Below are 23,418 nucleotides of genomic sequence, written 5' to 3'. Positions count from 1 at the left end.
GAGGCGATGAGATAGAATGACTGCGTAGCACAGTAACTGCGCCACGCAGTGAATCTACCACAAACTTCGCTGCACGACGCAGTGAAATGGAAGGGATGGGTGTCGCGATGGCGGAGCCGGCGGCGGGCAGGGAGGCGCTACTTGCCGAGGTCACCACGGACGTGGTGCCCAGCTGGGCGATCTTGGTCGTTCAGCTCAACAGCCTTGTCGCCGGGCGGCTGGGCGTCACCGACACCGACGTGCAATGCCTGTTCGTGCTGGGCCGTCACGGTCCGACAACACCCGGCGTCCTGGCCAAACACGTGAACCTCACCACCGGATCGGCCTCGCGCATGATCGACCGACTCGTCGCCGCAGGCTGCGTCCGACGGGTGGCCGACCCCCACGACCGCAGGCGGGTGCTCATCGAACCCACCCAGGAAGGCCTCGACCGGGTCAGCGCCGCCTACGCAGGACTGATCGCCCGTACGCGAGACGACCTCGGCGACTTCGACGACGCGGAGCTCGGCACCATCGTCCGCTTCATGAAAACGGCCGAGCGCAGCACCGCCGCCGAGATCCACCGACTCCAAGCCACGCTCCAGGGCCGAACATGATCGTGCTTGGCTAGGGTGGACGCATGTTTTGACGCTTGCCCGGAAGTCGGGCACCCCCATGGCCTCCTTCGTATCCCGAACAACCTACGAAGGAGACACATGAGCATGTCCATCCCTGACGCGTTCGCCGCGTCGTACGGCAACAACAGCCCGACCGCCCGTGCCTGGATCGCCGAATTGCCCCGGCTGGTGGCGGACTTCCTCGATCGCTGGACACTGCGGCCGGACGGCCCCGCGGCACACGGCATGGCCTCGCTTGTGCTGCCGGTGATCCGCGCGGATGGCGCTCCCGCGGTGCTGAAATTCCAGCAAGCCAGCGAAGACAACGCCGGCGCCACGCTCGGTCTGCGGGTATGGAACGGCAACGGCATCGTGCTCCTGCTCGACCACGACCCCGACACCGGCACCATGTTGCTGGAGCGGCTGGACGCGGCCCGGCCGCTGTCATCGGTGGTTGATGACGATGCCGCCATGCGGATCCTCGCCGAACTGATGGCGCGCCTGGTCGCGGTGCCCGCCCCGCCCGGTCTGCGGCATCTGTCCGACATCGCCGCCGCCATGCTGGACCAGGCTCCACGGGCTGTACCGGCGTTGCGCGACCCGGTCGAGCAGCAGCTGGTACGCGCCTGCGCGTCCGCCGTGGCCGAATTGGTCGGCGAATCCGGCGACCGCCTGCTGCACTGGGACCTGCACTACGACAACGTCCTCGCCGGGCAGCGGGAACCATGGCTGGCCATCGACCCCGAACCGCTGGCCGGCGACCCCGGGTTCGACTTGTGGCCGGCGCTGGACAGCCGATGGGAGGAGGCGGTGGTGGCGACCGGCGACGTGACCCGTATGGTCCTGCGCCGGTTCGACCTCCTTACCGAGGTGCTCGGCCTGGACCGGCACCGGGCGACCGGGTGGACACTTGGCCGCATCCTGCAGAACGCCTTGTGGGACATCGAGGACGGCAAGACCGCGCTGGAACCGGCCCAGGTCGCCCTTGGCATGACTCTGCTGCACCGGTGATGTCACGCCACGCCCCTGCCCGCAAGCCGAACGGAAGTACGGATGATCTACGTCAAGACGCCCCTTACCCGTGAGATCCGCGAAGCCGCGGCCCTGACCTGGGGCGTCACAGGGGAGGGCGAGCGGTTGCACGGCGGAGAGGAATCCGCCGCCTACCGCCTCGACGGGCACGTCATCCGCGTCGGCCCGGTGTGGCGCGGCGCCGCCGAGTCGGAGTGGTGCCACGCGATCGCCCGGCACGCCGCCGCCGGCCTCCCCGAGGCGGTCGCCCCGCTGCCGACCGCCGACGGGGCGACGGTCATCGTCGTGGATGGCCGCCCGATCTCCTGCTGGCCGTACGTCGAGGGCGCCTGGCCGGACTCCGACATCCCGGCCCAACGCGCGGCCGGTGCCCGTCTGCTGGCCAGGCTGCACAGCTCCCTGGCCGGCTTCCGCCCCGGTCCGCGCCCGGTGCCCGCCTTCCAGGAGTCCGGCCTGTACGGCGATCCGCCTCAAGACGCCGCCGAACTGGACGACCCCGATCTGGACCGCTGGCTGGCCGCCTTCCACGCCGAGCACCCCGTGCGCCACCCCCTGCACGGCGACTACTACACCGGCAACACCCTGGCCAGGGGCGGCCGGATAGTGGCGGTTCTCGATTGGGACGAGACCTTCGTCGGCGCCCCTGAGCTGGAGCTGGCCGCCGCCGCCCTGGAATGGGGCGACGACCTGGTCGGGCCGAGTGAGGAGTTCGTGGCCGCGTACCACGAGGCGGGCGGCACGGCAGCCCGCCTGGACGAGGAGTCGCTCGCTCAGCTCGTCAGGCACAAGCTCCGCAGGGAGTACGCCTACTTCCACAAGGGGGTGACGCATGACGAGGCGGACATCGAATACCACCGCGCCCGGGTAGAGCTGTTCCACCGGCTACGCCCCTGACGGCACCCGGCCCCCGAACAGGCCGCCAACGCAATCTTCAACCTGATCGAACACGGCTGGACCACCGCCCACCCCGGCACCTGAGCACCGGCGGCAGGACGCGGGGCTAATTCCAGGCGCCAGGCACCTGGTAGGGCACCTTGTCCTCGAGTTGCTCCTGGTCGAGCACCTCGCCTCTCAGCGGCAGCAGAACGGTGACCTCCCGTCCCCAGCCGGAGTAGCGGGTGTCCGACTCGATGCGGAGCAGGGAACCCTTCCAGTGGTGCAGGATGCCCCTGGCCGTAACCCGTTCCACCAGTCCGGCCGCACTCAGCCGGAGGGTGTAGGAGATGGTGCTGACGGGCTTGCTGATGGAGTAGCCACGGAAGCGAGAGGCGAAGGAACTGGATACCTTAACCAGCTTGTCGGCCTTGATCGTGCCCTTCACCAACCCGTCCCGCCAGGACGTGCGGTGGGCCAGCAGCGCCTTGAGCGTGGCGGGCTCCAAGACCTCCAGCGGCGGGTTGCTGACAGGCTGATCGGTGGCGGAGTAGCGCACCCAGTTCGTGCCCTGTGGCAGCGCGTCGGCGAACTGGGGGCCTGAGACGTAGTCGTCGTAGCCTGACGAGATCACCCTCAGGGGCATCTCTTCCAGGGCGGCGTCGTCCGCCATGCCGAGTTTCTTCAGGCCGCTCATCATCGTCTTGCTGAACCGCAGGTGCTGGGACGTATCAGCGGCGGTCTCGCCTTGCGGTCCGAACCCGACCGTGCCGTCCACGTCCACGGTGTAGTAGAAGCCGCGACCGTGGTCAACCTTTGCGGTGGACACGATGTTGACGCCCTTACCGCGGGTCAATGCGGCTTGGAGCGCTTTTACCGGGTCGATCTTTGGCGCTGCCTGCGCGGGGGTGGCGACGAGCTGTGCCAGTCCCGCGATCAGGATTGCACCCACGACGGTCCGCTTCATTACGATCCCCTGGAAATTAGTCGGAGGGACGAACAATCTCGTGCATACGAGATCAACTGTCAAACCCATCGGCCTCGATGGGCATGCCCTGAATCGGAGAGCTGTGCTGCCTGCGGCTTGTGAAGCCGCCACTAACAATTGAGAGTGGCGGTGGTCTGGGGCCGGCCCGAGTCGGGATCCAAGGCCACAGGGAACGTCCGCCCGTCGGCCACCCGTATCTCAACCGAACTCGGCCCCGTCCATTTGACCGAGTCGAAGGTGTCGTCGGGGACGTCGTCGTTGAAGCAGCCGAGATGCCACTCCCTGCTGAGCAACCCGCCGTCATTGCGGACGCTGAGCGACATCACCATGTCCGGCCCGAGACCCGCCATCGACCGCTGGAGCCGGATCCTGTACGGGGGCGGTCCGTCGACGAAGCCGACCTCCTCGGCAGAGGAGAACCCAATGGCGAGCAACCCCCCGAACAGCGCGACACTCGCGCCCAGCCCGGCAAGGAGGACGATCACGACGCGTAACCACCTCCACCGCAGCCCGACGGCGGCCAACGCCATCAGGAGGCAGGCCAGCACGCCGAGCGCGAACGGATGGTGCAGATGTTCCCTTAAAAGCACGAGGTCAGAGTCGTGGAAGTACACCAGAGCCGCGAGACCGCCCACGCAGAGCGAGGCGGCCAGCAGCGCGAGTGAGCGAGACATCGTAAATCCCGTCGGTGGGGGCCACCGAGATCATGACAGCGCCGACGGTGCCGTAACCGCAATTGCCCGGAATCTCCACAACACCCGCACATCGCGGCCGGGCGAGGTTCTTCTCAGGTCCCGAAATCACGAACCCGAAGCGGGCTGGTTCCGTAATCCGGACCGCTGAGGCTGTCGTGGGCCCTTGCCCACGCTTGGTCGAAAGCATCGAGAGTCAGCGGCTCGGGGTTGTGGCCTTCCCATTCATGGACGGGTTGCTCGGCTATGCGGTCGTAGAAAGCTCCGTATCGTGCCACTTCTCCGCTCTCGAAAGCCGTCTGCCATTCAGCCAGGGAGGCGGCGGCGAAAGGCTGCTCGTCGGGGCCGCGGAATTCGATCTGCCGGGTCACCCAGCCGTCGTCGTCGGCCTCGATGTAGAACCAGGTGTCCTCGTCGGCCCAGTGGCTGCGGAACCAGTGCGTCATCGTGGCATTCCTCCTGGGGCGAGTGGGAGGGCTTGGAGCTTCCCGACGTCGGAGTTGGCGCGCGAAGTCGCTCGTTCTTGAGGCTGAGCATGCTGACGGCTCGGGAAAGCACGGCTTTCATTTCCGGGATCATCGAACACCAAACCCGTCACAGCGATCTTTGGGTTCGCCTATTTCGCCAGGTCATCCCCTCTCCTGAACACCCCACTCAGGGCCGTTCTTGAGACGGCTGGACTCCATCTACACTGTAGACATGAACTACAGTGTAGATGAGGTGGAGGCGCCCGGAGCGCGGTTGCATGTCGAGCGGACCGGCGACGGACCCCCGCTCCTACTGATCTCCGGAGGCGGCGGCGACGCCGGCATGTACGCGGACGTGATCCCGCTCCTGGCCCGGAGCTTCACCGTGATCGCCTACGACCGGCGCGGCAACTCGCGCAGCCCGTTCACCGATCCCGGCGCCTCGATCACGGTTGCCCGGCAGGCTGACGACGCGGTCGCCGTCCTCGATCACTACGGCATGGAACGCGCCTATGTCTTCGGCAACAGCGGGGGCGCGATCATCGCCCTGGAGATGGTGATCGGGCACCCGGACCGCCTCCTGGGCGCGGTGGTGCACGAGCCGCCGCTGGTACAACTCCTCGCTCCCGACAGCCCCGAACGGCGCGAGATCGAACACATCGGCTGCCTCGCCCGAGACGGTCACCTGATGCGCGCCTACGCCGCTTTCGGCGCGATGACGCTACCGGACCCGCCGCGCGTGTTCCTGTCGCCATCAGGCCAAGCCACGATCGCCGCCGCCACTCACCTCATGCTCGCCGCCGACGGCCTGGCACGAAAGATCACCCGACGTACGCCGGACGTGATGACCCGCCAGCTCCGCAACGCCGAGCTGACCCTGCGCCGCGAACTGCCCGCGTTCTGCTTCGACTACCAGCCAGACCTGACCGCGCCGGCCGCCACCACGGCGCCCTGGTGCCTGGCCACCGGCCGCGACAGTGTCGGCAAGCCGTACCACGCGCCCGCACACCTGTTGTCTGAGCGCCTTGGCATACCCTGCCAGGAGTTCCCCGGCGGCCATGTCCCATTCATGCAGCACCCGCACGAATTCACCACGACGCTCACGAAGATCTTGGAGGGCTTCCAGCCATGACGGCCGACCCCAGCCCACCGGTCAGGTTGCCAGAGCCGCCCACCCGGCCCACGCTCACCCGCGAATACCTCGCCGCCGCCGCGCTCGCCCTCATCGACGCCCATGGCCTGCGCAAATTCTCCATGCGCAAACTCGGCACCGCCGTCGGCTTCGACCCGATGGCCGTCTACCGTCACTACGACGACCAGGAGGACCTCTTCGACGGCGTCGCCGAGACGCTGTTCACCGAGGTCAATGTCAACACTCTGCCCTGGGACGGCCCCTGGCGCGAACTAGCCCAGAACTACTGCCTGCGGCTGCGCGACACACTCCTGCGCCACCCCCACGCCGTGCCGCTGTTCGCCACCCGCCCGGTACGCTCACCAGCCTCCATCGACACCGGCGTGAAGATGCTCACCAAGCTCAGCGACGCCGGCATCCCCCCGGCGCAGGGTTTGCGCATCATCCGCTGCCTGCGAGAGTTCACCATCGGCCACACCCTCGCCATCGCCGTGACCAAGCTCGGCGCCGACCAGCGCAGCCGCAAACCCCAGCCCGGCAGCCCCGACTACAACCTGCTCGCCGAAGCCGCCGACGCCACCACCCTCGACGACCACTTCGAGCCGGGGCTCACCGCGATACTGAGTGGCTTCGAACAGTCCACCCGCATGCGCTGAGGCGTCTCGACAGCGGCACGGCCCGGGAACCATCGGTGAAACCTGCTGCACCGGATCCTTACATTTGCTGCGCATTGTGCGCATAGATGGCTGCTTGTATTGCGACGTGATCGATCGAAGAACGCCGCCTGCCGGTGACCTGCGCTGGATGACGGGGTGCGCGTTCCCGCTGATCATCGCCGTAGCATGCGCGACATTTGGCACCCTCTTCGATATTCGCTTGGTGGCCGGGTCGACGCTCTACTGTCTTGGCGACCTGAGTTCGGGGGAAAAGTTTGCCGGACTCTTCTGGGACTTGAGCCGGACTATCCTCTTCCCGGTCATTTCCGCGATGTCGGCACTTGTCGCGCTGCCATTCCAGCTGCTGGCCCGGCTTCCCTGGCTGGCCGGCCGCATCTGGCTGGAACTCATCCTGCTGGCTCTTACCGTCGCCGTCTCGGCCGCTGGGCCGGTAGCGATGGTTCTGTACGACGTGGCCACCGAGGGTACGCAAGGTGACTGCGTGCTGCCGTGGTGGCCGTCGTGGCTTCCCGCGTAGATCAGGAGTTGCCGACCAGCTCGTGCCGGACAGCTCCTGTGATCAGGTGGCCACCCGCTGCGGCACCTCCGTCTCCGCGCGAGCGGTTTCCGCGACCGCCGTGGCCGTACGGACGAAGGCGGCGACGGCCGCCGAGCGTGCCTCCTGTGGCCAGGCGACGGACAGCGTGACCGGCTCAAGGTCGGCGACGGCGCGGTAGGCGATCTCGGGCCGCGGGTAGCGTCGTGCGATCGAGGCCGGGAGGAACCAGACGATGCTCCCCAGCTCGACCAGCTTGAAGATCTGCGTCATGTCCATGGCGCTGTGCTGGGACGCGGTCACGAGCCCGTGGTGCGGGAGCTCACCGTCGCGCCGGGCGGTAGTCGCGTACGGAGGCGGGAACTCGCCCTGGTCGGCGCGGCCTCACGGTCCGGAACGCCGCGCGCGCCGAGCCGGCTGGGGAAGCATGAGAAGGCTCACCGGGGGATGGCAAGGGTACCCGGCGATCCTGGCGTTCGGGACCTTCGCCGTGGGCACGGACGCCTTCGTCATCGCCGGCATCCTCCCCGAGATCGCCCGGTCGCTGGACGTCGGCGTGGCCGCGGCCGGCCAGCTCGTCACGGTCTTCTCCATCGCCTACGCCGTGCTGGCCCCGGTGCTGGCCACGCTGACCGCGGGCTGGTCGCGGCGCGTGGTGCTGCCCGCCGGGCTGGTGCTGTTCGCCGTGGGCAACGTGATCACCGCGCTGGCGCCTTCGTACGGCCTGGTGCTGGTGGCGCGGGTGGTCGCCGCGGGCGGCGCGTCGCTCTACGCGGCGACCGCCAGCGCGACCGCGGCGGCGCTCGCCGGGGAGGAGCGCCGCGGCCGGGCCATCGCGATCGTCATGCTCGGACTCACGTCGTCCCTGGCACTCGGCGCTCCGCTGGGCACCGCGGTGGGCGCGGCGCTCGGCTGGCGGGCCACGATGTGGCTGGTCACGGCGTTGGCCGCGGTCGTGGTCCTGGTCATCGCCGGCCGCCTGCCCGACGTCGGCCATGGCCCGGCCGGCGGGCTGCGGCAGCGGCTCGCCCCGCTCGCCGACCGGCGGGTGCTCGGCGTGCTCGTCACCACGGTCGTGGCTTTCACCGGGATCTATGTCCCCTACACGTACCTCAGCGCCGTGTACGAGCCGGCCACCGGTGGTCAGGGTGGCCGATTGGCCGTGTTGCTGCTGGTGTTCGGGGTGGGCGGCACGGTGGGGAACCTGGTGGCCGGGCACTTCACCGACCGTCGCGGGCCCCGCCGCGTCGTGATCGCCGGCACGCTGCTCCTCGCCGCCGTCTTCCTCTTGGTGCCCGCGCTGCGCTTCTCGTACGCGATGGCGCTGCCGGCGGTCGCGGCCTGCGGCGTGTTCTCCTTCACCGTCACGACGCCGCAGCAGCACCTGATCATGGGGTACGCCCCGGCGGGCACGCAGCCGATGGTCGCCTCGCTGAATCAGTCCGCGCTGTATCTGGCGGTCTCGTTGTCCGGCGCGGCCGGCGGGATCGCGCTCGACGCCGCCGGAGCCGCGCTTCTCCCGCCCCTGGGGGCCGTGTTCGTCGTGGCCGCGGCCGGCCTCACCTGGTGGTACGGCCGAACGGACGCGCGTGGGCGGGCTCCGGCGGTGAGGTGAGAGCCGCCATTGACATTATGCAGGCAAATACCTGCATAATGGAGCGTGAGCCTCGAAGCGAGAGCGATGGATTCGGTCTTCAAAGCGCTGGCCGACCCCACCCGACGACTCCTGCTCGACCGTCTGCGCGAGCACAACGGTCAGACACTGAGCGAGCTGTGCGACCGCCTGAACATGGCGCGCCAGTCGGCGACCCAGCATCTCGACATCCTTGAGCGGGCCAACCTCGTCACCGTCGTACGACGCGGACGGGAGCGGCTGCACTACCTCAACCCGACGCCGATCCATGAGATCGAGGAGCGCTGGATCTCGGGCTTCGACAAGCCCCGCCTGCAAGCGATCAGTGCCATCAAGAACCAGGCAGAGGAGTACGCCATGACCGAAGTACCCACCTACGTCTATGTCACCTACATCCGCGCGAACGCCGAGCAGGTGTGGCAAGCCCTGACCGACGCGGACCTGACGGCGCGGTACTGGGGACACGCCAACGTTTCGGACTGGCAGCCGGGCTCGACCTGGGAGCACCGGCGCGCCGACGGATCAGGCGTCATCGACGTCGTCGGCCGAGTGATCAAGGCCGAACCCCCGACGCGCCTGGTCATCACCTTCGACGACGCCCCCGACACCGAAGCGCCGAGAGAGCCGTCGGTCGTCACCTTTCTCGTCGAACCCCACCAGGACATCGTCCGCCTCACCGTGGCCCACGAGAACCTCCCCAACCAGGAGATGCTCACCGGCATCTCGGACGGGTGGCCGGCCGTGCTGGCGAACCTCAAGTCGCTGCTGGAGACCGGCGAGGTCCTCCCGCAGGCGCCATGGGAGATGAACAGCGCGCACGCCTGAGGCCGAAGCCGCAAAGGTGATGGTTGAGTCTGAAACGTGCCAGTGTCAGAGGCTTCATGACTGCTTGGGTGGGTGTCCCAGTCCACATGCACCTGCCTGAACGGGAACCATGTCAACCACCACCCTCGCCCCGCCCCGCCCGCCCCTCATCAGCTGGCTCGCGGTCACCTCACTCATGCTGGGCATCTTCGCCATCGTCACCAGCGAAATCCTGCCCATCGGCCTGCTGACCGCCATCGGCGCCGACTTCGGCATCTCCGACGGCACCACGGGGCTGACCATGGCCCTGCCCGGCATCGTCGCCGCGGTCGCCGCACCCGCCGTCACGCTGACCACCGCGCGCCTGGACCGCCGGGTGATGCTTTGCGTCCTCATGGCGGTGCTCGCCGTGGCCGACGTGCTGGCCGCCGTGGCGACCTCCTACTGGGTGATGCTGATCTCCAGAGTGCTCGTCGGCCTCACCATCGGCGGCTTCTGGTCGATCGGGGCGGGGCTGGCCGGCCGTCTGGTGCCGCCGCACGCCGTCGGCACCGCCACCGCGGTGATCTTCTCCGCCGTGCCGCTGGGCTCCGTGCTCGGCGTACCGGCGGGAACCTTCATCGGCGACCTCGCCGGCTGGCGAACCGCGTTCCTGGTCCTGGCCGCGCTGGCCATCCTGGTCCTCGCCGCCCTGGTGATGCTGCTGCCGCCGCTGCCGGCCCACCAGGTCACCAGCCCGCGCGTCCTGCTCGACCTGCTACGCGCCCGGGGCGCCGGCATCGCCCTGCTGGCCACCTTCCTTATCGTCTTGGCCCACTTCGGCACCTACACCTACGTCACGCCGTTCCTCCAGAACGTCACCGGCCTGTCTCCCGTGGCGGTCAGCGCCGTCCTGCTGGCGTACGGCATCGCCGGAATCGCCGGTAATTTCCTGGCCGGCAAGGCCACCGCCACACATCTGCGAGCCGCCTTCGTGACCTGCGGCTGCCTGATCGCGGCCACCACCCTGCTACTGCCCTCGGTCGGCGGCACGACCGTCGGCGCCGTGGTGCTGCTCGTGGTCTGGGGCCTGGCCTACGGAGGCGTGCCCGTCTGCTCGCAGGCCTCGTTCATCACCGCCGCCCCGCACACGCCCGAAGCCGCCACGGTCGTCTTCACCTCCTCTTTCCAGGCGACGTTCGCCCTCGGCGCGTTCGTCGGCGGGCGCGTCGTCGACGCCTTCTCGGTCTCCACCGTGATGATCTGCGGCGGGCTGGCCGCTCTCCTCATGGCGGTATCCCTATACGCCAAAACCCGCTGAGTGTGGCGGCCGCGTGGAGATACGGGGCAGGTAGCGTGCAAACGGGTGTATGGGTGAGGTGCCGCGCCTACCGTCGCAGGTATGCAGGCCGTCGATGTACTGGTCGTGGGTGCGGGTCTGGCCGGGCTGCGCACAGCCCGCTCGCTCGCGCGACGGGAACTGAAGGTGCTGGTGGTCGACCGCCGCAGGTCGCTGTCAGCGGGCATCCGTACGACGGGGATCTTCGTACGGCGCACCCTCGACGACTTCGACCTGCCGGACCATCTGCTCGGGCCGGGTATCCGGGATGTGCTGCTGTATCCGCCCTCGCGGCGGGCACCGATCCGGCTCACCAGTGACCGCGACGAGTACCGCGTGGCCGACATGGCGGCCGTCTACGAGCACGCGCGGCGCGCCGCTGAGTCGGCGGGAGCGCGGGTGCTGCTGGGCGTACGGTATGTCGGCGCAGCGAGGGGTTTGGTGCGGTTCGCAGATGCGGACCCGGTGACGGCCCGGTTCATCGTCGGCGCGGACGGCGCCCGCTCCCGGGTGGCCCGTGACCTCGGCCTCGATGTCAACCGGAGCTCCCTGCTCGGTGCCGAGATCGTGCACCCGATCGCGCCCGGCACGGCCACCCCGGCGTTCCACTGCGTGCTGGACCCCCGGGTCGCCCCGGGGTACCTGGGATGGGTCATCGACGATGGCCGGCACGCGCATGTCGGCGTCGCGGGATATCCGGCCGCGATGCGCACCGGCATCCGCCACCTGCTGGACGCTTTCGCCGCGAACGCGCCCGGCCGTGCGGCGCCGACCGGTCCGGTCGAGCGTCGAGGCGGTCCGATCCCGGTCGGTGGTGTGCTGCGACGGCTGGCGTGCCCCGCCGGGCTGCTCGTCGGCGACGCGGCGGGCGCGGTGTCGCCGCTGACGGCCGGCGGGTTGGACCCCTGTTTACGCATGTCCGAATGGGCCGCGGCGGTCGCCGCCGGGTACCTGCGTACCGGCGATCAAAGCGTCTTGAGCCAGTACGACGGGGGCGTGTTGCGGGCCCGGTTCCGAGGTCGCCTGTTGCTGCGCCGTGTGTTCGCCGGTATCCGATCTCCGGCCGCGGCAGAGGCGGTGGTGACGTTGCTGCGTGGTCGCGCCGGTCGGGCTTTGGCGGCGCGCGTTCTGTTCGGAGACGGTTCGTTTCCCGCTGCGCCGACCGTGCCCCGTTTGTGATCCGCCTCCGGCATCATCGCTGACCATGAAGAAGATGATCACTGCATTGGCGGCCGGCGCCGCCCTATCAGCCGCCTTATCGGCGGTTGCCATCCCCGCTCAGGCGGCGACCATGGACCCCGTCAGCGCGCTGAAGGCCCAGCTCGTACCCGGGCACGGCGTGCGCTTCACCGAAACCGTCGCCTGGTCGAACGGCACAGAGGAGAGCGAGGTCCAGGACCGCAAGGGCGTCTTCCAGTTCGACAAGAAGGGCGTCGCCGCGTTCGACATCAACATCCACTGGGACGACGACACCTACGGACGGCAAAGGGCCGTCGGCATCGGCAATATCACGTACCACACCGGCGGTGTCATGCCCATGGTGCTCCCGGAGGGCAAGACCTGGTACAAGGTCAAGAGGTACGGCGTGCCCGACTCCTACGGCCAGATTGTCAACCCGGCCGAGCCCAAGACCTTGGCCGCGCTGATCAAGCACGGCAAGTCGACGAAGAACTCCATCACCGGCACGATCACCTTCAAGGACCTCAAGCAGGTCTCGGCCTGGTGGGCGGGCGCGAAGGCGGACAACTCGTTCGACAGCACGAAGGTCGACTACACCCTCACGCTCACCTCGGGGGGTCTGGTGAGCAGGGTGCAGAGCAAGTTCACGGCTACGGAGACCGGGCGACAGGCCATGATCGCCGTGGACAGCCGCTACAGCGGATGGGGTGCGAAGGTGTCGGTCAAGGCGCCGGATCCCGCCAAGGTGACCACCGACTTCCGCTGACCCCCCGCTCCCTCTCAACCTCGGACTCAGCGTCCTGGGAACCCGGTGTAGTGCTCGGCGATCTCGTCGCTGGTCGTCAGCCATACGTCGGGGCGGCTGGCGACGTACTCGAGCGCCTGGTCGAGGTACTTCGCCCGGAACGCCTGGCCGATGACGAACGGGTGCAGCGCCAGCGCCATGACGCGCCCGCTCTCCGCGGATTCGGCACAGAGCTGGTCGACCTGGTCCTTGACCATCTGCACGAAGTCGCCGCCGCTCCTGCCGTGCATGGTGAAGATGCCCAGGTCGTTGAGTTCGAGTGAGTACGGCACGCTCAGCATTCCCGGGACGTTCAGCCGGTACGGCTGGTCGTCGTTGGTCCAGTCCAGCACGTAGCTCAGGCCGAGTTCGGCGAGCAGGGACGGCGTCTGGAACGTCTCGGTGAGCGCGGGACCCAGCCAGCCGCGCGGCCGCCGCCCCGTGGCCTTCTCGATGGTGTCGACGACCTCGGTCAGGTAGGCGCGCTCGTCGTCGACGTCGGCCTGGAGGGTGGAGTTGTTCTTGCCGTGGGCGAGCCACGCCCAGCCGCGGGCGTTGCCCGCCTCGACGATCTGGGGGTACCGCTCGCACACGTCGGCGTTGAGCAGCACGCTCGCTCGGATGCCGTGCCGGTCGAGTACCTCCATGACGCGCCAGATCGCCACCCGCGGTCCGTAGTCGCGCCAGCCGTAGTTGAGCGGATCCGGTACGAGAGTCGCGGTCGCCTCGTTGATGCTGGTGGAGGGGCGGTCGATCACGAAGTGCTCGACGTTCAGGCCCACGTAGAAGGCGACGCGGGCACCGCCCGGCCAGCGGATCGGTTCGCGGTCGACGATCGGGCTGTAGTCGAACAGGGTGTTCTGCATTGCGTTCCTCCCAGGGGGCTTCCTGTCCACGAAGGTAGAAGCCGGAGCCGCGGGTCAGGAGGGCTGGAGGCGTCACGAGGAGGGCCGAAGGCGCCATCTCCGTTGCGACATATCCCGCTTTTCGGTTATGTCATACCAAGGGTGTCGGCACCGTCCCTGGGAGATGGATCACGCGATGCACGACGACAGCGCGGTGAAGGGCACCGTCTCGCCCCACCTGGCCCGCCTGCTGGTCCGTGCGGGCATCGCGACGGGCCTGGATCGGTCGCGCCTGGTCGGCGTACCCGGCCTGGCCGTACTGGATGAGGATGGGATCCGCATCCCCACCGCCACCATCCTGCGGATCTGGGAACTGGTCTCCGGCCCGGTGTGGGAGGCGGGCGGCAGCGACAAGGTCATGGAGCTGTGGCGACCGGGCGCGCTGGGTGTGTGGGATTACCTGTTCTCGGTGTCGAGCTCCCTCGGCGACGCGTTTCGCCTGGCCGGCCGTCGCTTCACTGCCATCGCCGACCCGGCCGACCGGCTCACGGTCACCCACCACGAGGGCGGGATGACCGTCGCTTGGGAGGGTCCTTACCGCGACTACCCCGAATACGCGATGATCGCGGAGTTCGTGCCGTACATGCTGCTCATGCTGGCCGGCTCGGGGGCCGGTCGGCGGCTCACACCGGCGTGGGTGGGGCTGCCGCGCCGCCCGGCGACCGCCCCCGAACGCCTGGTCGCGCTGTACGACACCAGGCATGTCGAGTACGAGGCCGCCCACCCGTCGATCACGTTCGCCGAGGCCGACATCGACACGCCCCTGCCACGCGCCGACCCCGCGCTCGCCGCGATCCTGGACAACCACGCGCAACTGTCCACCGCGGCCGCCCGTCCGGTGCGGGGCTGGCTCGACCGCTTCCACGCCGCGCTCGAGTCCGCGGTCGCCGACGGCCCGCCGGGCCTTGACCAGGTGGCCCGGCGACTGGCCATGAGCCCCCGTACACTCCAACGCCGCCTGCGCGACGAGGGGAGCAGCTGGCGAGAGGAGCTGGAGAAGCTGCGCCAGCGACGAGTGGACCGCCTGCTGCGGGAAACCACGCTCAGCGTGGAGTCCATCGCCGCACGGGTCGGCTTCACCGACCCCCGGGCCTTGCGGCGAGCCATCCGCCGCTGGTACGGCCACGGACCGGCCGCCATCCGCGCGAGCGGCCCAACATAAGTCCATAAGAAGATAGTACGCTACAAAACAATCTGCTATCTTCCTATCTGTCACCACGGCTCCACCGATAGGGAGATGTCCATGTCCACGCGCGCACTCATCGTCGAACCGTCCGCTCCTTCAGGCGTCGGCTTCGGGGAGATCGCCGACCCGATCGCCCGTCCCGGACAGGTGCTCGTCGAGGTGCTGCACGCCTCGCTCAACTACGCGGACCTCAACAACGCCCAGTCTGGACACGTCGCGGCAGGGGCACCGCTGGGCCTCGACGCGGCCGGGATCGTCCTGCCGCGCGCGCCGGGGCGCACGTCATCGCCTCCGTCGGATCCCTCGCGCGCGGCGACGGCCTCGCCGACGTGGGTGCCGATGAGGTGATCGTGGGGCTGGACGACGTCAAGGAGCCTGTCGACATCATCGTGGAGACGGTCGGCGGACCGCACCTGGTCGCGGCCTGGGGACTCGCTTCGCCGAGGCGGCCGACGCGCTGCGCGGCCGGCGGGTGCCGGGGAAGGCGGTCTTCGGCCTCAGGCCCCAGGACGATCCTGCCTGCCGGTGATGAGGAAGACCGTCAGCGCGGCCAGGCAGAGAAAGGCGGCGACTGTCAGAAGCCGAGCGCACGCCGCTGCTGGAGCTGCTGGGGCGGGTTCGATCACGTCGTCAGGCGGTAGCCGGGAGACGTCAGCCGTCGACAAGGACCGGGTCGCGGGGCGGGCCGTCGGCGAGAAGGGCGGTCAGCAGGTGCGGTAGCCCGGCGGGTCGCAGGAGGTCGGCGGTTTCGGTCAGCTCTTGCGCTGTCCACCAGCGGTGGCCGGTGATGCTCGTCCTTGTACAGCTCGCGCAGTGCCGCGTCCTGATGCGTCTCGCCGGGTTGGAGTCCGCCGCCGGGGGTGTACCAGCGAACGGTGCCGTCGAGCCGGTTGCGGCTGGAGAACAGCAGGAGCCGATCGGCGGCGTCGATGAGCACGACGCGGGCGCTGGGACGCGCGATCAAGCGGCCCACCCCATCCTCCGTACGAGCACGGGATGCAACCTGATCTCCTTCGGGTCTCTGGCGGAGCCCGTCAGCCGAAGCCGTTGGGGCAGAGGAAGGCTCTGATGGCGTTTGGCGCGCTCTTGAGGAGTGCCGACTCGTTCTCCAGCGAGCAGAAGTCACTGCCGATCTCGGCGTTGACGAATCGGGTCGCGTTCCGCTTCGCGATCAGGTCGATGCCGCCGACGCTCGGGGAGTCGAGTTCGGCCGCCACCCAGTAGCCCACGCACCGCTTGCGGGCGACCCTGGCGTCCTGCGGCAGGCCGCCGTTCAGCGTGGCGGCCTGCCGCAGGATCGAGCTCGCGGACGCGCACGGGACGCCGGTGGCCGAGCGATGTGTGGTGGGGGACGCGCTCGCCTTCTCCGTTGTGGCGGGCGTTTCCTCGGGGGTCTCCGTCTCCTCAGGGGTCTCGCTCGTGCTGGTCGTCTCCTCGGGAGTCGGGGTCGGGGCCTCCGTCGTCTCCTCGGGGGTCGGGGTCGCGCTCGTGTCCGGCGTCAGGTTCTCCGCGGGTGTGGACGTGGGAGGGTCGCTCAGGCTCCGGAGTGCCGCCGGTATCCCCTCTGAGCCCACCCAGACCAGCGCGCCGATGGCCACGACCGTCGCCAGGGCGGCGGCGGCCGGCCACCACGGCACGCGATTGGCCGGCGGTGATACCGGCGGCGGCATGACGACCGTGCCCGACCTCGGTGGGGGTGGCGTGGGGGTCGTGCCCGACCTGGATGGGGGCGGCATGACGATCGTGCCCGCCGTGAGTGGGGTCGTGCCCGATTTGAGGGCGGTGAGCTGGGCGAGCAGCTCGGCCGCGGTGGGCCGGGCCGTCCTGCCCTTGGCGAGCGCGCTTCGTACCAGGTCGCGGACCTGCGTGGGCACCCCGGACAGGTCGGGATCGACGCTCATGACGCGGTAGGCGAGGACGTCGGGGGCTCCGGTGCCGAACGGCGGGCGCCCCGTCGAGGCGTACGCCATCAGCGCGCCCCAGGCGAAGACGTCGGCGGCGGCGTCCGCCTCGTCACCCCGGTACTGCTCCGGGCTGATCCAGCCGGGTGTACCGATCAGCGCGCCGGTGCCCGTGAGGCCGCTCTCGTCGAGGGCTCGGGCGATGCCGAAGTCGAGGACCTTCGCGCCGGAGTCGGAGAGGATCACGTTCCCGGGTTTGAGGTCGCGGTGCACGATGCCGGCATGGTGGATGTCGGTGAGCGCTTCGGCGATGTCCACGCCGAACGAGAGCAGCTCGTCCGGCGGCAGTGGCGCGTTCTCCTGCACGTACGTACTGATCGTCGGGCCGGGGACGAACTCGGTGGCCAGCCAGGGAGGCATCGCGGCGGTGTCGGAGGCCACCACCGAGACCGTGCAGCGCCCGCGTACCCGGGACAGGAGATCGACCTCGCGGACGAAGCGGGCAAGAAACTGCGGATCGGCGGCTAATCCCGGATGGATGACCTTGACCGCGACCCGGGCTCCGTCGTCCGCGACCCCCGCATAGACCACGCCCATGCCGCCGGCGCCCATCCGGCCCACGATCCGGTACGGACCGATCGCCTCGCGCTCGTCCTTCACCAGGGGGCCGAAGCCGCCGGGGTCACTCATCGAGGCTCCGCTCGCCGGATCATCGCAACGGCAATGATCCTAATGACAGGTGCCCGGGTGTGTGCGCTCGCCCTCGGAGCGTGATCGTCGGAGGGGCGACCGCGAGCGGAGTCGGCATCCGTCTAGATCAATTCCGGGTAATGTGCCGGACATGCGGCGATTGATCACATCCCGTGGGCTATGGCTCGCGCTTTTGGCGGCCGTAGCGGCAGCGGCGGTCGTGGTGATCGCGCGCTCTCGACGGGGCCCGGTCCAGCGGGAGGAGGTGGCTTCCGATTCCTTTTCGATTCCGACCCGGGGTTCGGTTCCGACCGGGGGTTCGGTTCCGACCGGGGGTTCGGTTCCGGCCGGGGGTTCGGTTCCGACCGGGGGTTCGGTTCCGGCCCAGAGCGAGAAAGCGCAGTGGCCGCCGGCTCCGATCCTCGGCACTCCCACCGCTGCGGATCTCCAGCGCTATGGCGCCGAAAAGCCCTCCCTCTTCGACCGCCCCGAGTTCACCAGGTTCTTCGAACGCGGCGAGCCAAGGGAGCCGCTGGACGATGCCACCCGTCGCCGCCTGACTCGTTGGGCCGTCGCCGGATTCGCGATTCTCATGCTGGCTCTCGGTACTCAAGTCCTTGAATCCGCGGTCTTCTCCGAGCCCTCATCTGACGTGAGTTGGGGGCCATGCCTTGAGAGCACCTCGGACAGCGGTACGGCCTGCACGTTCGCCGGAAACGAGGAGGAGCACGGTCCGGACGCCGATTACGTGTCCCAGCAGTCGGCGGAGAGTGAGGAAACGCAGGTCCGTCCCGACGCGGACTGCCGGCCCGTGGGCGCCGAACCGCGCGTACGGAAAATCGACGCGAAGGTCAAGGGGGCAGTGGACCGGCAGTGGCAGCGCATCGAGGACTGGCTGAAGACCAACGCTCCCCGGAGTTATCGCACGCTCGGTAAGCCCGGAAACGCGAAAACCATCGCGGCCGCGGAGGCGTATATGGGAATGCGATTCCCCGACGCTCTGCGGGCCTCACTGCTGCGGCATGACGGAGCCGTCTACCTCAAGGACACTTGGCCCTTCGGCTTCCTGGGCAACTCGAACATGAGCGTCCGGGAAATGCGTGACACGTGGCGAGAGCTGTGCGACATCGACGGCGAGGAGGAAGGTGATGGGGAATTCTCCGATCCACGATCGGAATGGTGGGACGGGCGAATGATCCCTGTCGACGCCGACGGAGGGGGCGACCATCTGGTGGTCGACTCGGCGCGTAAGGACATCGGCGAAACCGATCACGAGGGTTCCATGAACTTCACGCCTGGAGGCGTCCGGATCCGCTCCTTCTACGCCCTGCTGAAGACCACCGCCGACGCCCTGGAGAAGGGCGGATCCATCGGCTACTGGAAGCCGAAGGTAGTCGACGGAGGGCTCAACTGAGACCTCCTCTGAGCGCCTGAGACGATCGATGCGCCCGGTGCGGGCGTGATCGGTAGAGTCGCGCACTATGGGTGTTCTCGTCGATTACTTCACCGTGGACTCCGAGCAGTCCGCCCGGCTGGCCCTGTCCGGTGGGCCGGCGGCGTTGAATCTGCCGTACGTCGACTGCAAAGGCTGGCTCGACGAGCTCGACACGCTGGCCGCCGAGCTGAGCGGACGTGACCTCAGCGAGTTCGGTGACAGCAAGGTCGTCATCGACGACGGTGAATCGGCGGGCGTCGAACTGGCGGCGCCCGAGACCACCGCCGCGCTCGCCGCCGTGGACGATGCGCGGCTGCGCGAGTACGCCGAGGCGGAACTGCTCGACGAGTTCGAGGTCGAACGCATCACCGGCCTGCGGGACCTGGCTCGCGAGGCGGTACGGCTCAACCAGGGGATGTACCGCTGGTCGTGCGTCTGAGCGCCTCGAACAGCTCCTCGCGGAGCGCGGGCGGCAGTTTCCGGCCCAGCTCCGAAGGGCTCACCAGCCGGTGGTCGTCGTTGTACTTGAGAGCCCTCTCCGCGAGGAACTCCAAGCTGAAGCGGGCCTTCTCCCGGTGACGTGGGTCCGGCCAGCGCTCCACCACAGGCAGTGCCGCCTCCACCCGCGCGCTGACCCGGTCGAGGAGCGCGTAGCCGGGCAGGCCGGGAAAACGCTGGGCCCGCAGGTCGATGTGTTGGAAGGCGACGCCGTCGAGCTCCGCGCCGGTGAAGTCGTTCCCGGTGAAGTCATTGCGGTCCCTGCCCAGTGCCGCCTGGTCGTGGGTCGGACGGCCCCAGAAGTTGACATCCCGCACGCGGCCGAGAAAGACGCAGTCGACGAATTCGGCTTCGGACGTGGACGTCTGGTCCCTCAGCCGGGACCCGTCGAACACGCACCTCTCGAACCGGACGTTGCCGAAGAAGGTGAGCGGCGCGAATCGGGTGCGGCGGAACACGCAGTCGCGGAAGACCGACTGCGGCCAACGGGCGCGGTTCCACGACCCGCGCACGGCGGTGGCCCCCATCGACAGTTGTTCGAAGGTGGTGCCGGAGAAGTCGCAGCTTTCGAACCGGCTGCCGTGAGCGCTGAAGGAGACGAAGCCAATCCCGGAGAAGTCCACGCCCACCAGCAGCGTCTTGTCGAAGGTCACACTGGACACTCCGGCAGGAAGGTTGAAACGCTGCGCACGTAGTGTTCCGCGGGCGAGCCACGCGGGCTGCCACTTGTCCGGGCTCGGCTGGAGGCTGAACCGCTCGGACGCGCTCATGTCGGCCGCCGGCGTTCTGGGAGCTCGTGATCACGCATGCGCGGAGTCTCGCAGCCCGATCCGACAAAACGGCCTGCGGAACCCGTACAAAGGGGTGACGCGGCCTGGCGCAAGCGACGCACCACCCATCCCCGAGTCGGAATATTTCCGCAAATGGCCCGGCTGACCGAGGCATGATTCTTGTGACCGGTGCCACCGGCAACGTCGGACGGCAGGTTATCGCCCAGCTTGTGTCCGCCGGCGCCCCTGTGCGGGCGCTGGTGAGAGGCGGTCAGCAGTCTCGGCTCCCTGAGGGGGTTGAGGTGGTCGAAGGTGATCTGTCCAGGCCGAGCACTCTGAAGGGGGCGCTGGCGGAGGTCGAGACGGTGTTCCTGATCTGGCCCTTCCTCACCGCGGACGGTGCCTCCGCCGTACTCGACGTGGTCCAAGAGCGGGCCCGACGCGTCGTCTACCTCTCCTCGTCGGGGGTGAACGACGAGGCCGAGCGGCAGAGCGACCCGATCAACCAGCTCCACGCCGACATGGAGCGCCTGATCGAGGAGTCCGGTCCACAGTGGACGATCCTGCGGGCGAACACCATCGCTTCCAACACTCGTGGGTGGGCCGAGCAGATCCGTGGCGCGGGTGTCGTGCGTGGTCCTGACATCGCCGCCACCGCGGTGATCGATCCGCGAGACATCGCCGCCGTGGCGGTACGTGTGCTGATCGAGGATGGGTACGCGGGTGCGACATACGTGCTGACCGGTCCACAGGTGGTGAGCAGGACCGAGCAGGTACACGCCATCGGGGAGGCGATCGGCCGCCCGTTGCGTTTCGAGAAGGTGCCCGTAGAGATCGCTCGGCAGCAGATGCTCGCGGACGGCAGGCCGCCGGCCCTGGTAGAGGCCCTGCTGGCCAGTGCCGAAACGCGGCCTCACTCAGCACTGATCACCTCCACCGTGGAAGAGGTCACCGGAACTCCGGCGCGTACATTCCGAGACTGGGCCTTCGACCACACCGACGACTTTCGCTGAGCGAGCGAGCGAGCCGGCGAGCGGGCTGGGCTGCCGTCCGACGGTAGGGAAGCCTTAAGGATTCCGTAAACGGGTCGCGCCACGCTGAAGGCAGGTGAAGACGGCGGGACCGGACGGACCCGCCCAGCCCTCAAAGGAGTGAGACAGATGGCGAGCAGGCTGGTCGTTTCGACGTTCGTGTCGTTGGACGGTGTCATGCAGGGCCCCGGCGGTGTCGGCGAGGACGATTCCCACGGCTTCCAGCACGGCGGATGGCTGCCCCCGCACGTGGACGAGGGGTTCGGCCGCATCATGAACGACCAGCTCGAGCGGGCGGACGGGATGCTGCTGGGCCGCAGGTCGTATGAGATCCTCGCCTCGTACTGGCCCAACGTGCCGGACGAGGAGGGCGGCGCCAAGATCAACAGCATGCCGAAATACGTCACCACCAGGACGCCGATGACCGCCGAGTGGCGCAACACCCAGGTCTTGGTGGGCAAGGCCGCCCAGACGGTCGCCGAGCTCAAGCGGCGCACCGACGGCGAGATCCTCGTGCAGGGCAGCAGCGACCTGATGCGTACGCTGCAGGAGGCCGAGCTGGTCGACGAGTATCGGCTGCTGATCTTCCCCGTCGTCCTCGGCCAGGGCAAGCGGCTCTTCGCCGAAGGCACCGCGCCGGCTGGGCTGAAGGTCACCGGGTCGACCACCACCGACGCCGGCGTCATCTACGTCACCTACGAGTGGGCGGGCAAGCCCTCCTACGGCTCTGTCGCATAGCAGAAGTCAGATCTCCCTCGTCACGTACTGTGCTGTGATTTTTCCGGAAAGTGTCCCTTTCGCGCCCGCGTGGTGATGCAAAACCCCCAATTTGGTCTTCCACGTGGGCGCCGGGATGCGACCGCTCTCACAGAAGCAGTGGACCGAGAGAGAGGTCGTGCATCACCTTGATGCCTGGCGCGTGGACCCCATCGACCCCTGAACCACTGGCGTCGGTATCCGTAGAACCGCTGCTCACCAGGGACTACGACGCGGATCCCGCGCTCGTCCATGACCGCCTGCGCGCCAAGTACGGGCCGGTCGCGCCGGTGGACCTGCTCGGGGTGCCCGTGTGGCTGGTCCTCGGGTACGCCGAAGTGCTGCGGGTCATGAAGAACGAGGGCGACATCTGGAGCAAGCGCCTGGACAACTGGCGGGCGAGGGTGGAAGGCGCGTTGCCACCGGACTGGCCCGTGCTTCCCGCGTTCGAGCTCAACAGCGTGGCCTTCCAGGACGGGATGACGCTGCACCGGCTCCGCGACACGTGGACCTCGGCGCTCGCGCCCTTCCAGGACCGCGGCCACCCTCAGGCGCAACTGCTGGAAGATGCGATCAGGCGATATGCCGACGACCTCATCAGTTTGCTGGCAGAAGGCGAATCCCGTACCGGATGGGCGGATCTGTCCGCACAGTACGCACGACCGCTCCCGTTGATGGTCGCCAACCGGCTCTTCGGCTTCGAGACCGCGCGTGGCGATGACGTGGTCATGGACACCTGGCGGGTGCTGGACGCCGGTCCCGAGGCGGCCGCGGCCTCGCAGCGGTTGTTCGCCGCGATGATGGAGCTGTCCACCGCCAAGATGAGCCGCCCCGGGAACGACCTGCCTTCCTACATGCTCGCGGCCAATCCCGACTTCACCGTCGAAGGGCTGTCCCGGGAGCTCCTCATGCTGCCGGGGGTCGTCGGCGACATGACCGGGGGTCTGATCTGCAACACGATCCTCGAGGTGATGACCAATCCGGAGGTGCGGTCGGGCCTGTCCGCGGGGACGATCGAGGAGACCGTGAACCGGGTCGCGCTGGCCAACCCGCCGATGGCCAACCTCACGTTCCGCTTCCCGACGGCGGATGTGCGGCTGGGGCGCTTCGTCATCGCCGCGGGTGATCCCGTCATGTTGTCCGTCGCCGGCGCCCACAGCGATCCGTTGTTCGGCAGCGCGATCGACCGGGATGCCATCCGCAGCACCCGCGCCCACCTGGCATGGGGCGCGGGGCCGCACGCCTGCCTCGCTCGGCTGCTGGCCACCCGCATCACCACCATCGCCGTGGAGCGGCTTTTCGATCGCCTCGACAGGCTGCGGCTCGCGCTGCCCGCCGACCAGCTCCCGTGGCGTTCCTCCCCCTTCATGCGGGCGCTGCGGTCCCTGCCGGTCGAGTACGAACTCGCCCACGCCCCGGCGAACACCGAACCGGCAGCGTCGGCGGATACGGTCACCGTGGATGAGGAGCCGCCCCGCTCCGCGCTGTGGCGTTTCCTGCGCGGGCTGCGCGGATCACGGAAATAGTCCCCATTAG

25 protein-coding genes and 1 pseudogene are annotated in these 23,418 nt (G+C 68.6%); 18 read left to right on the top strand and 8 right to left on the bottom strand.

Annotated features, from left to right (window positions below; translation table 11 throughout):
• Positions 1-95 precede the first annotated feature (95 nt).
• The 3 genes from ACIBO2_RS23455 to ACIBO2_RS23445 all read left to right on the top strand — a co-directional run bounded on the left by ACIBO2_RS23455 (position 96) and on the right by ACIBO2_RS23445 (position 2,522).
• Positions 96-596 carry a MarR family winged helix-turn-helix transcriptional regulator gene (locus ACIBO2_RS23455; RefSeq protein WP_397299093.1) on the top strand — a complete coding sequence of 167 codons (501 nt, stop codon included), beginning with the start codon at positions 96-98 and terminating at the stop codon, positions 594-596.
• Positions 597-695: 99 nt separating this feature from the next.
• On the top strand, positions 696-1,607 hold the full coding sequence (locus ACIBO2_RS23450; RefSeq protein ID WP_397299090.1) for an aminoglycoside phosphotransferase family protein: 912 nt from the start codon (positions 696-698) through the stop codon (positions 1,605-1,607).
• A 42-nt stretch (positions 1,608-1,649) separates the two neighbouring features.
• Entirely contained in the window at positions 1,650-2,522 is an 873-nt protein-coding gene (locus ACIBO2_RS23445) for a phosphotransferase enzyme family protein (RefSeq protein WP_397299087.1), read from the top strand.
• Between the two features lie 106 nt (positions 2,523-2,628).
• Here the strand turns inward: ACIBO2_RS23445 and ACIBO2_RS23440 are convergent, their stop codons facing one another.
• The 3 genes from ACIBO2_RS23440 to ACIBO2_RS23430 all read right to left on the bottom strand — a co-directional run bounded on the left by ACIBO2_RS23440 (position 2,629) and on the right by ACIBO2_RS23430 (position 4,627).
• A complete protein-coding gene (locus ACIBO2_RS23440; RefSeq protein WP_358541903.1) occupies positions 2,629-3,468 on the bottom strand; it encodes a hypothetical protein in 840 nt (279 codons plus the stop codon).
• Positions 3,469-3,599: 131 nt separating this feature from the next.
• On the bottom strand, positions 3,600-4,163 hold the full coding sequence (locus tag ACIBO2_RS23435; protein ID WP_358541900.1) for a hypothetical protein: 564 nt from the start codon (positions 4,161-4,163) through the stop codon (positions 3,600-3,602).
• A gap of 113 nt (positions 4,164-4,276) precedes the next feature.
• Positions 4,277-4,627: a hypothetical protein gene (locus ACIBO2_RS23430; RefSeq protein WP_358541898.1), complete on the bottom strand. Its 351-nt coding sequence runs from the start codon at positions 4,625-4,627 to the stop codon at positions 4,277-4,279.
• 253 nt (positions 4,628-4,880) lie between these two features.
• Between ACIBO2_RS23430 and ACIBO2_RS23425 the strand changes: the two genes are divergently transcribed.
• The 3 genes from ACIBO2_RS23425 to ACIBO2_RS23415 all read left to right on the top strand — a co-directional run bounded on the left by ACIBO2_RS23425 (position 4,881) and on the right by ACIBO2_RS23415 (position 6,974).
• Positions 4,881-5,780, top strand: a complete 900-nt coding sequence (locus tag ACIBO2_RS23425) for an alpha/beta fold hydrolase (protein WP_397299082.1) — start codon at positions 4,881-4,883, stop codon at positions 5,778-5,780.
• Positions 5,777-6,436 carry a TetR/AcrR family transcriptional regulator gene (locus tag ACIBO2_RS23420; protein WP_397299079.1) on the top strand — a complete coding sequence of 220 codons (660 nt, stop codon included), beginning with the start codon at positions 5,777-5,779 and terminating at the stop codon, positions 6,434-6,436. The genes ACIBO2_RS23425 and ACIBO2_RS23420 overlap by 4 nt, the downstream gene beginning before the upstream one ends.
• A 64-nt stretch (positions 6,437-6,500) precedes the next feature.
• Positions 6,501-6,974 carry a hypothetical protein gene (locus ACIBO2_RS23415; protein WP_358541891.1) on the top strand — a complete coding sequence of 158 codons (474 nt, stop codon included), beginning with the start codon at positions 6,501-6,503 and terminating at the stop codon, positions 6,972-6,974.
• Between the two features lie 42 nt (positions 6,975-7,016).
• Here ACIBO2_RS23415 and ACIBO2_RS23410 read toward each other — a convergent pair.
• A pseudogene (locus tag ACIBO2_RS23410) lies at positions 7,017-7,340 on the bottom strand (LysR substrate-binding domain-containing protein); the annotation flags it as partial.
• Between the two features lie 79 nt (positions 7,341-7,419).
• Between ACIBO2_RS23410 and ACIBO2_RS23405 the strand changes: the two are divergent.
• The 5 genes from ACIBO2_RS23405 to ACIBO2_RS23385 all read left to right on the top strand — a co-directional run bounded on the left by ACIBO2_RS23405 (position 7,420) and on the right by ACIBO2_RS23385 (position 12,692).
• Positions 7,420-8,607: an MFS transporter gene (locus tag ACIBO2_RS23405; RefSeq protein WP_397299076.1), complete on the top strand. Its 1,188-nt coding sequence runs from the start codon at positions 7,420-7,422 to the stop codon at positions 8,605-8,607.
• A gap of 45 nt (positions 8,608-8,652) precedes the next feature.
• On the top strand, positions 8,653-9,450 hold the full coding sequence (locus ACIBO2_RS23400) for an ArsR/SmtB family transcription factor (protein ID WP_397299073.1): 798 nt from the start codon (positions 8,653-8,655) through the stop codon (positions 9,448-9,450).
• A gap of 109 nt (positions 9,451-9,559) precedes the next feature.
• On the top strand, positions 9,560-10,729 hold the full coding sequence (locus ACIBO2_RS23395) for an MFS transporter (RefSeq protein WP_397299071.1): 1,170 nt from the start codon (positions 9,560-9,562) through the stop codon (positions 10,727-10,729).
• Between the two features lie 81 nt (positions 10,730-10,810).
• The gene (locus ACIBO2_RS23390) at positions 10,811-11,926 is read left to right on the top strand and encodes an NAD(P)/FAD-dependent oxidoreductase (RefSeq protein WP_358541880.1); all 1,116 of its coding nucleotides are present in this window, start codon (positions 10,811-10,813) and stop codon (positions 11,924-11,926) included.
• Between the two features lie 34 nt (positions 11,927-11,960).
• Positions 11,961-12,692: a hypothetical protein gene (locus ACIBO2_RS23385; RefSeq protein WP_397299069.1), complete on the top strand. Its 732-nt coding sequence runs from the start codon at positions 11,961-11,963 to the stop codon at positions 12,690-12,692.
• 26 nt (positions 12,693-12,718) lie between these two features.
• Here the strand turns inward: ACIBO2_RS23385 and ACIBO2_RS23380 are convergent, their stop codons facing one another.
• The gene (locus tag ACIBO2_RS23380) at positions 12,719-13,576 is read right to left on the bottom strand and encodes a polysaccharide deacetylase family protein (RefSeq protein WP_358541876.1); all 858 of its coding nucleotides are present in this window, start codon (positions 13,574-13,576) and stop codon (positions 12,719-12,721) included.
• 175 nt (positions 13,577-13,751) lie between these two features.
• On the opposite strand from ACIBO2_RS23380, the gene ACIBO2_RS23375 reads away from it, so the two are divergent.
• Entirely contained in the window at positions 13,752-14,777 is a 1,026-nt protein-coding gene (locus ACIBO2_RS23375; RefSeq protein WP_397299066.1) for a helix-turn-helix domain-containing protein, read from the top strand.
• A gap of 81 nt (positions 14,778-14,858) precedes the next feature.
• Positions 14,859-15,149: a hypothetical protein gene (locus ACIBO2_RS23370; RefSeq protein WP_397299063.1), complete on the top strand. Its 291-nt coding sequence runs from the start codon at positions 14,859-14,861 to the stop codon at positions 15,147-15,149.
• 274 nt (positions 15,150-15,423) lie between these two features.
• Here the strand turns inward: ACIBO2_RS23370 and ACIBO2_RS23365 are convergent, their stop codons facing one another.
• Complete coding sequence (locus tag ACIBO2_RS23365) at positions 15,424-15,765, bottom strand: NUDIX domain-containing protein (protein WP_397299061.1); 342 nt, start codon at positions 15,763-15,765, stop codon at positions 15,424-15,426.
• A 70-nt stretch (positions 15,766-15,835) separates the two neighbouring features.
• Complete coding sequence (locus tag ACIBO2_RS23360; RefSeq protein WP_358541866.1) at positions 15,836-17,392, bottom strand: serine/threonine-protein kinase; 1,557 nt, start codon at positions 17,390-17,392, stop codon at positions 15,836-15,838.
• A 151-nt stretch (positions 17,393-17,543) separates the two neighbouring features.
• Between ACIBO2_RS23360 and ACIBO2_RS23355 the strand changes: the two genes are divergently transcribed.
• Positions 17,544-18,806, top strand: a complete 1,263-nt coding sequence (locus tag ACIBO2_RS23355; protein WP_397299057.1) for an SMI1/KNR4 family protein — start codon at positions 17,544-17,546, stop codon at positions 18,804-18,806.
• A gap of 67 nt (positions 18,807-18,873) precedes the next feature.
• Positions 18,874-19,266 carry a hypothetical protein gene (locus ACIBO2_RS23350; RefSeq protein WP_358541861.1) on the top strand — a complete coding sequence of 131 codons (393 nt, stop codon included), beginning with the start codon at positions 18,874-18,876 and terminating at the stop codon, positions 19,264-19,266.
• On the opposite strand, the gene ACIBO2_RS23345 is transcribed toward ACIBO2_RS23350, so the two are convergent.
• Positions 19,232-20,095 carry a pentapeptide repeat-containing protein gene (locus ACIBO2_RS23345; protein WP_397299054.1) on the bottom strand — a complete coding sequence of 288 codons (864 nt, stop codon included), beginning with the start codon at positions 20,093-20,095 and terminating at the stop codon, positions 19,232-19,234. The genes ACIBO2_RS23350 and ACIBO2_RS23345 overlap by 35 nt on opposite strands.
• A gap of 173 nt (positions 20,096-20,268) precedes the next feature.
• Here ACIBO2_RS23345 and ACIBO2_RS23340 point away from each other — a divergent pair, with 173 nt between their 5' ends.
• The 3 genes from ACIBO2_RS23340 to ACIBO2_RS23330 all read left to right on the top strand — a co-directional run bounded on the left by ACIBO2_RS23340 (position 20,269) and on the right by ACIBO2_RS23330 (position 23,408).
• Positions 20,269-21,108, top strand: a complete 840-nt coding sequence (locus ACIBO2_RS23340; RefSeq protein ID WP_397299051.1) for an NAD(P)H-binding protein — start codon at positions 20,269-20,271, stop codon at positions 21,106-21,108.
• A 147-nt stretch (positions 21,109-21,255) separates the two neighbouring features.
• Positions 21,256-21,864, top strand: coding sequence for a dihydrofolate reductase family protein (locus ACIBO2_RS23335; RefSeq protein ID WP_397299048.1), 609 nt, complete (start codon positions 21,256-21,258; stop codon positions 21,862-21,864).
• 170 nt (positions 21,865-22,034) lie between these two features.
• Positions 22,035-23,408 (top strand): cytochrome, encoded by a 1,374-nt coding sequence (locus tag ACIBO2_RS23330; protein WP_358541850.1) that lies wholly within the window; start codon positions 22,035-22,037, stop codon positions 23,406-23,408.
• Positions 23,409-23,418 lie beyond the last annotated feature (10 nt).

This window comes from Nonomuraea sp. NPDC050022, assembly GCF_044460705.1.
Taxonomy (GTDB): Bacteria; Actinomycetota; Actinomycetes; order Streptosporangiales; family Streptosporangiaceae; genus Nonomuraea.
This window is presented reverse-complemented; position numbering and strand designations above follow the sequence as displayed.

Coding starts and splice junctions, on each gene's coding strand:
- ACIBO2_RS23455 (WP_397299093.1), top strand. CDS start 96: ATGGGTGTCGCGATGGCGGAGCCGGCGGCGGGCAGGGAGGCGCTACTT.
- ACIBO2_RS23450 (WP_397299090.1), top strand. CDS start 696: ATGAGCATGTCCATCCCTGACGCGTTCGCCGCGTCGTACGGCAACAAC.
- ACIBO2_RS23445 (WP_397299087.1), top strand. CDS start 1,650: ATGATCTACGTCAAGACGCCCCTTACCCGTGAGATCCGCGAAGCCGCG.
- ACIBO2_RS23440 (WP_358541903.1), bottom strand. CDS start 3,468: ATGAAGCGGACCGTCGTGGGTGCAATCCTGATCGCGGGACTGGCACAG.
- ACIBO2_RS23435 (WP_358541900.1), bottom strand. CDS start 4,163: ATGTCTCGCTCACTCGCGCTGCTGGCCGCCTCGCTCTGCGTGGGCGGT.
- ACIBO2_RS23430 (WP_358541898.1), bottom strand. CDS start 4,627: ATGACGCACTGGTTCCGCAGCCACTGGGCCGACGAGGACACCTGGTTC.
- ACIBO2_RS23425 (WP_397299082.1), top strand. CDS start 4,881: ATGAACTACAGTGTAGATGAGGTGGAGGCGCCCGGAGCGCGGTTGCAT.
- ACIBO2_RS23420 (WP_397299079.1), top strand. CDS start 5,777: ATGACGGCCGACCCCAGCCCACCGGTCAGGTTGCCAGAGCCGCCCACC.
- ACIBO2_RS23405 (WP_397299076.1), top strand. CDS start 7,420: ATGAGAAGGCTCACCGGGGGATGGCAAGGGTACCCGGCGATCCTGGCG.
- ACIBO2_RS23395 (WP_397299071.1), top strand. CDS start 9,560: ATGTCAACCACCACCCTCGCCCCGCCCCGCCCGCCCCTCATCAGCTGG.
- ACIBO2_RS23390 (WP_358541880.1), top strand. CDS start 10,811: ATGCAGGCCGTCGATGTACTGGTCGTGGGTGCGGGTCTGGCCGGGCTG.
- ACIBO2_RS23385 (WP_397299069.1), top strand. CDS start 11,961: ATGATCACTGCATTGGCGGCCGGCGCCGCCCTATCAGCCGCCTTATCG.
- ACIBO2_RS23380 (WP_358541876.1), bottom strand. CDS start 13,576: ATGCAGAACACCCTGTTCGACTACAGCCCGATCGTCGACCGCGAACCG.
- ACIBO2_RS23375 (WP_397299066.1), top strand. CDS start 13,752: ATGCACGACGACAGCGCGGTGAAGGGCACCGTCTCGCCCCACCTGGCC.
- ACIBO2_RS23370 (WP_397299063.1), top strand. CDS start 14,859: ATGTCCACGCGCGCACTCATCGTCGAACCGTCCGCTCCTTCAGGCGTC.
- ACIBO2_RS23360 (WP_358541866.1), bottom strand. CDS start 17,392: ATGAGTGACCCCGGCGGCTTCGGCCCCCTGGTGAAGGACGAGCGCGAG.
- ACIBO2_RS23355 (WP_397299057.1), top strand. CDS start 17,544: ATGCGGCGATTGATCACATCCCGTGGGCTATGGCTCGCGCTTTTGGCG.
- ACIBO2_RS23350 (WP_358541861.1), top strand. CDS start 18,874: ATGGGTGTTCTCGTCGATTACTTCACCGTGGACTCCGAGCAGTCCGCC.
- ACIBO2_RS23345 (WP_397299054.1), bottom strand. CDS start 20,095: ATGAGCGCGTCCGAGCGGTTCAGCCTCCAGCCGAGCCCGGACAAGTGG.
- ACIBO2_RS23340 (WP_397299051.1), top strand. CDS start 20,269: ATGATTCTTGTGACCGGTGCCACCGGCAACGTCGGACGGCAGGTTATC.
- ACIBO2_RS23335 (WP_397299048.1), top strand. CDS start 21,256: ATGGCGAGCAGGCTGGTCGTTTCGACGTTCGTGTCGTTGGACGGTGTC.
- ACIBO2_RS23330 (WP_358541850.1), top strand. CDS start 22,035: ATGCCTGGCGCGTGGACCCCATCGACCCCTGAACCACTGGCGTCGGTA.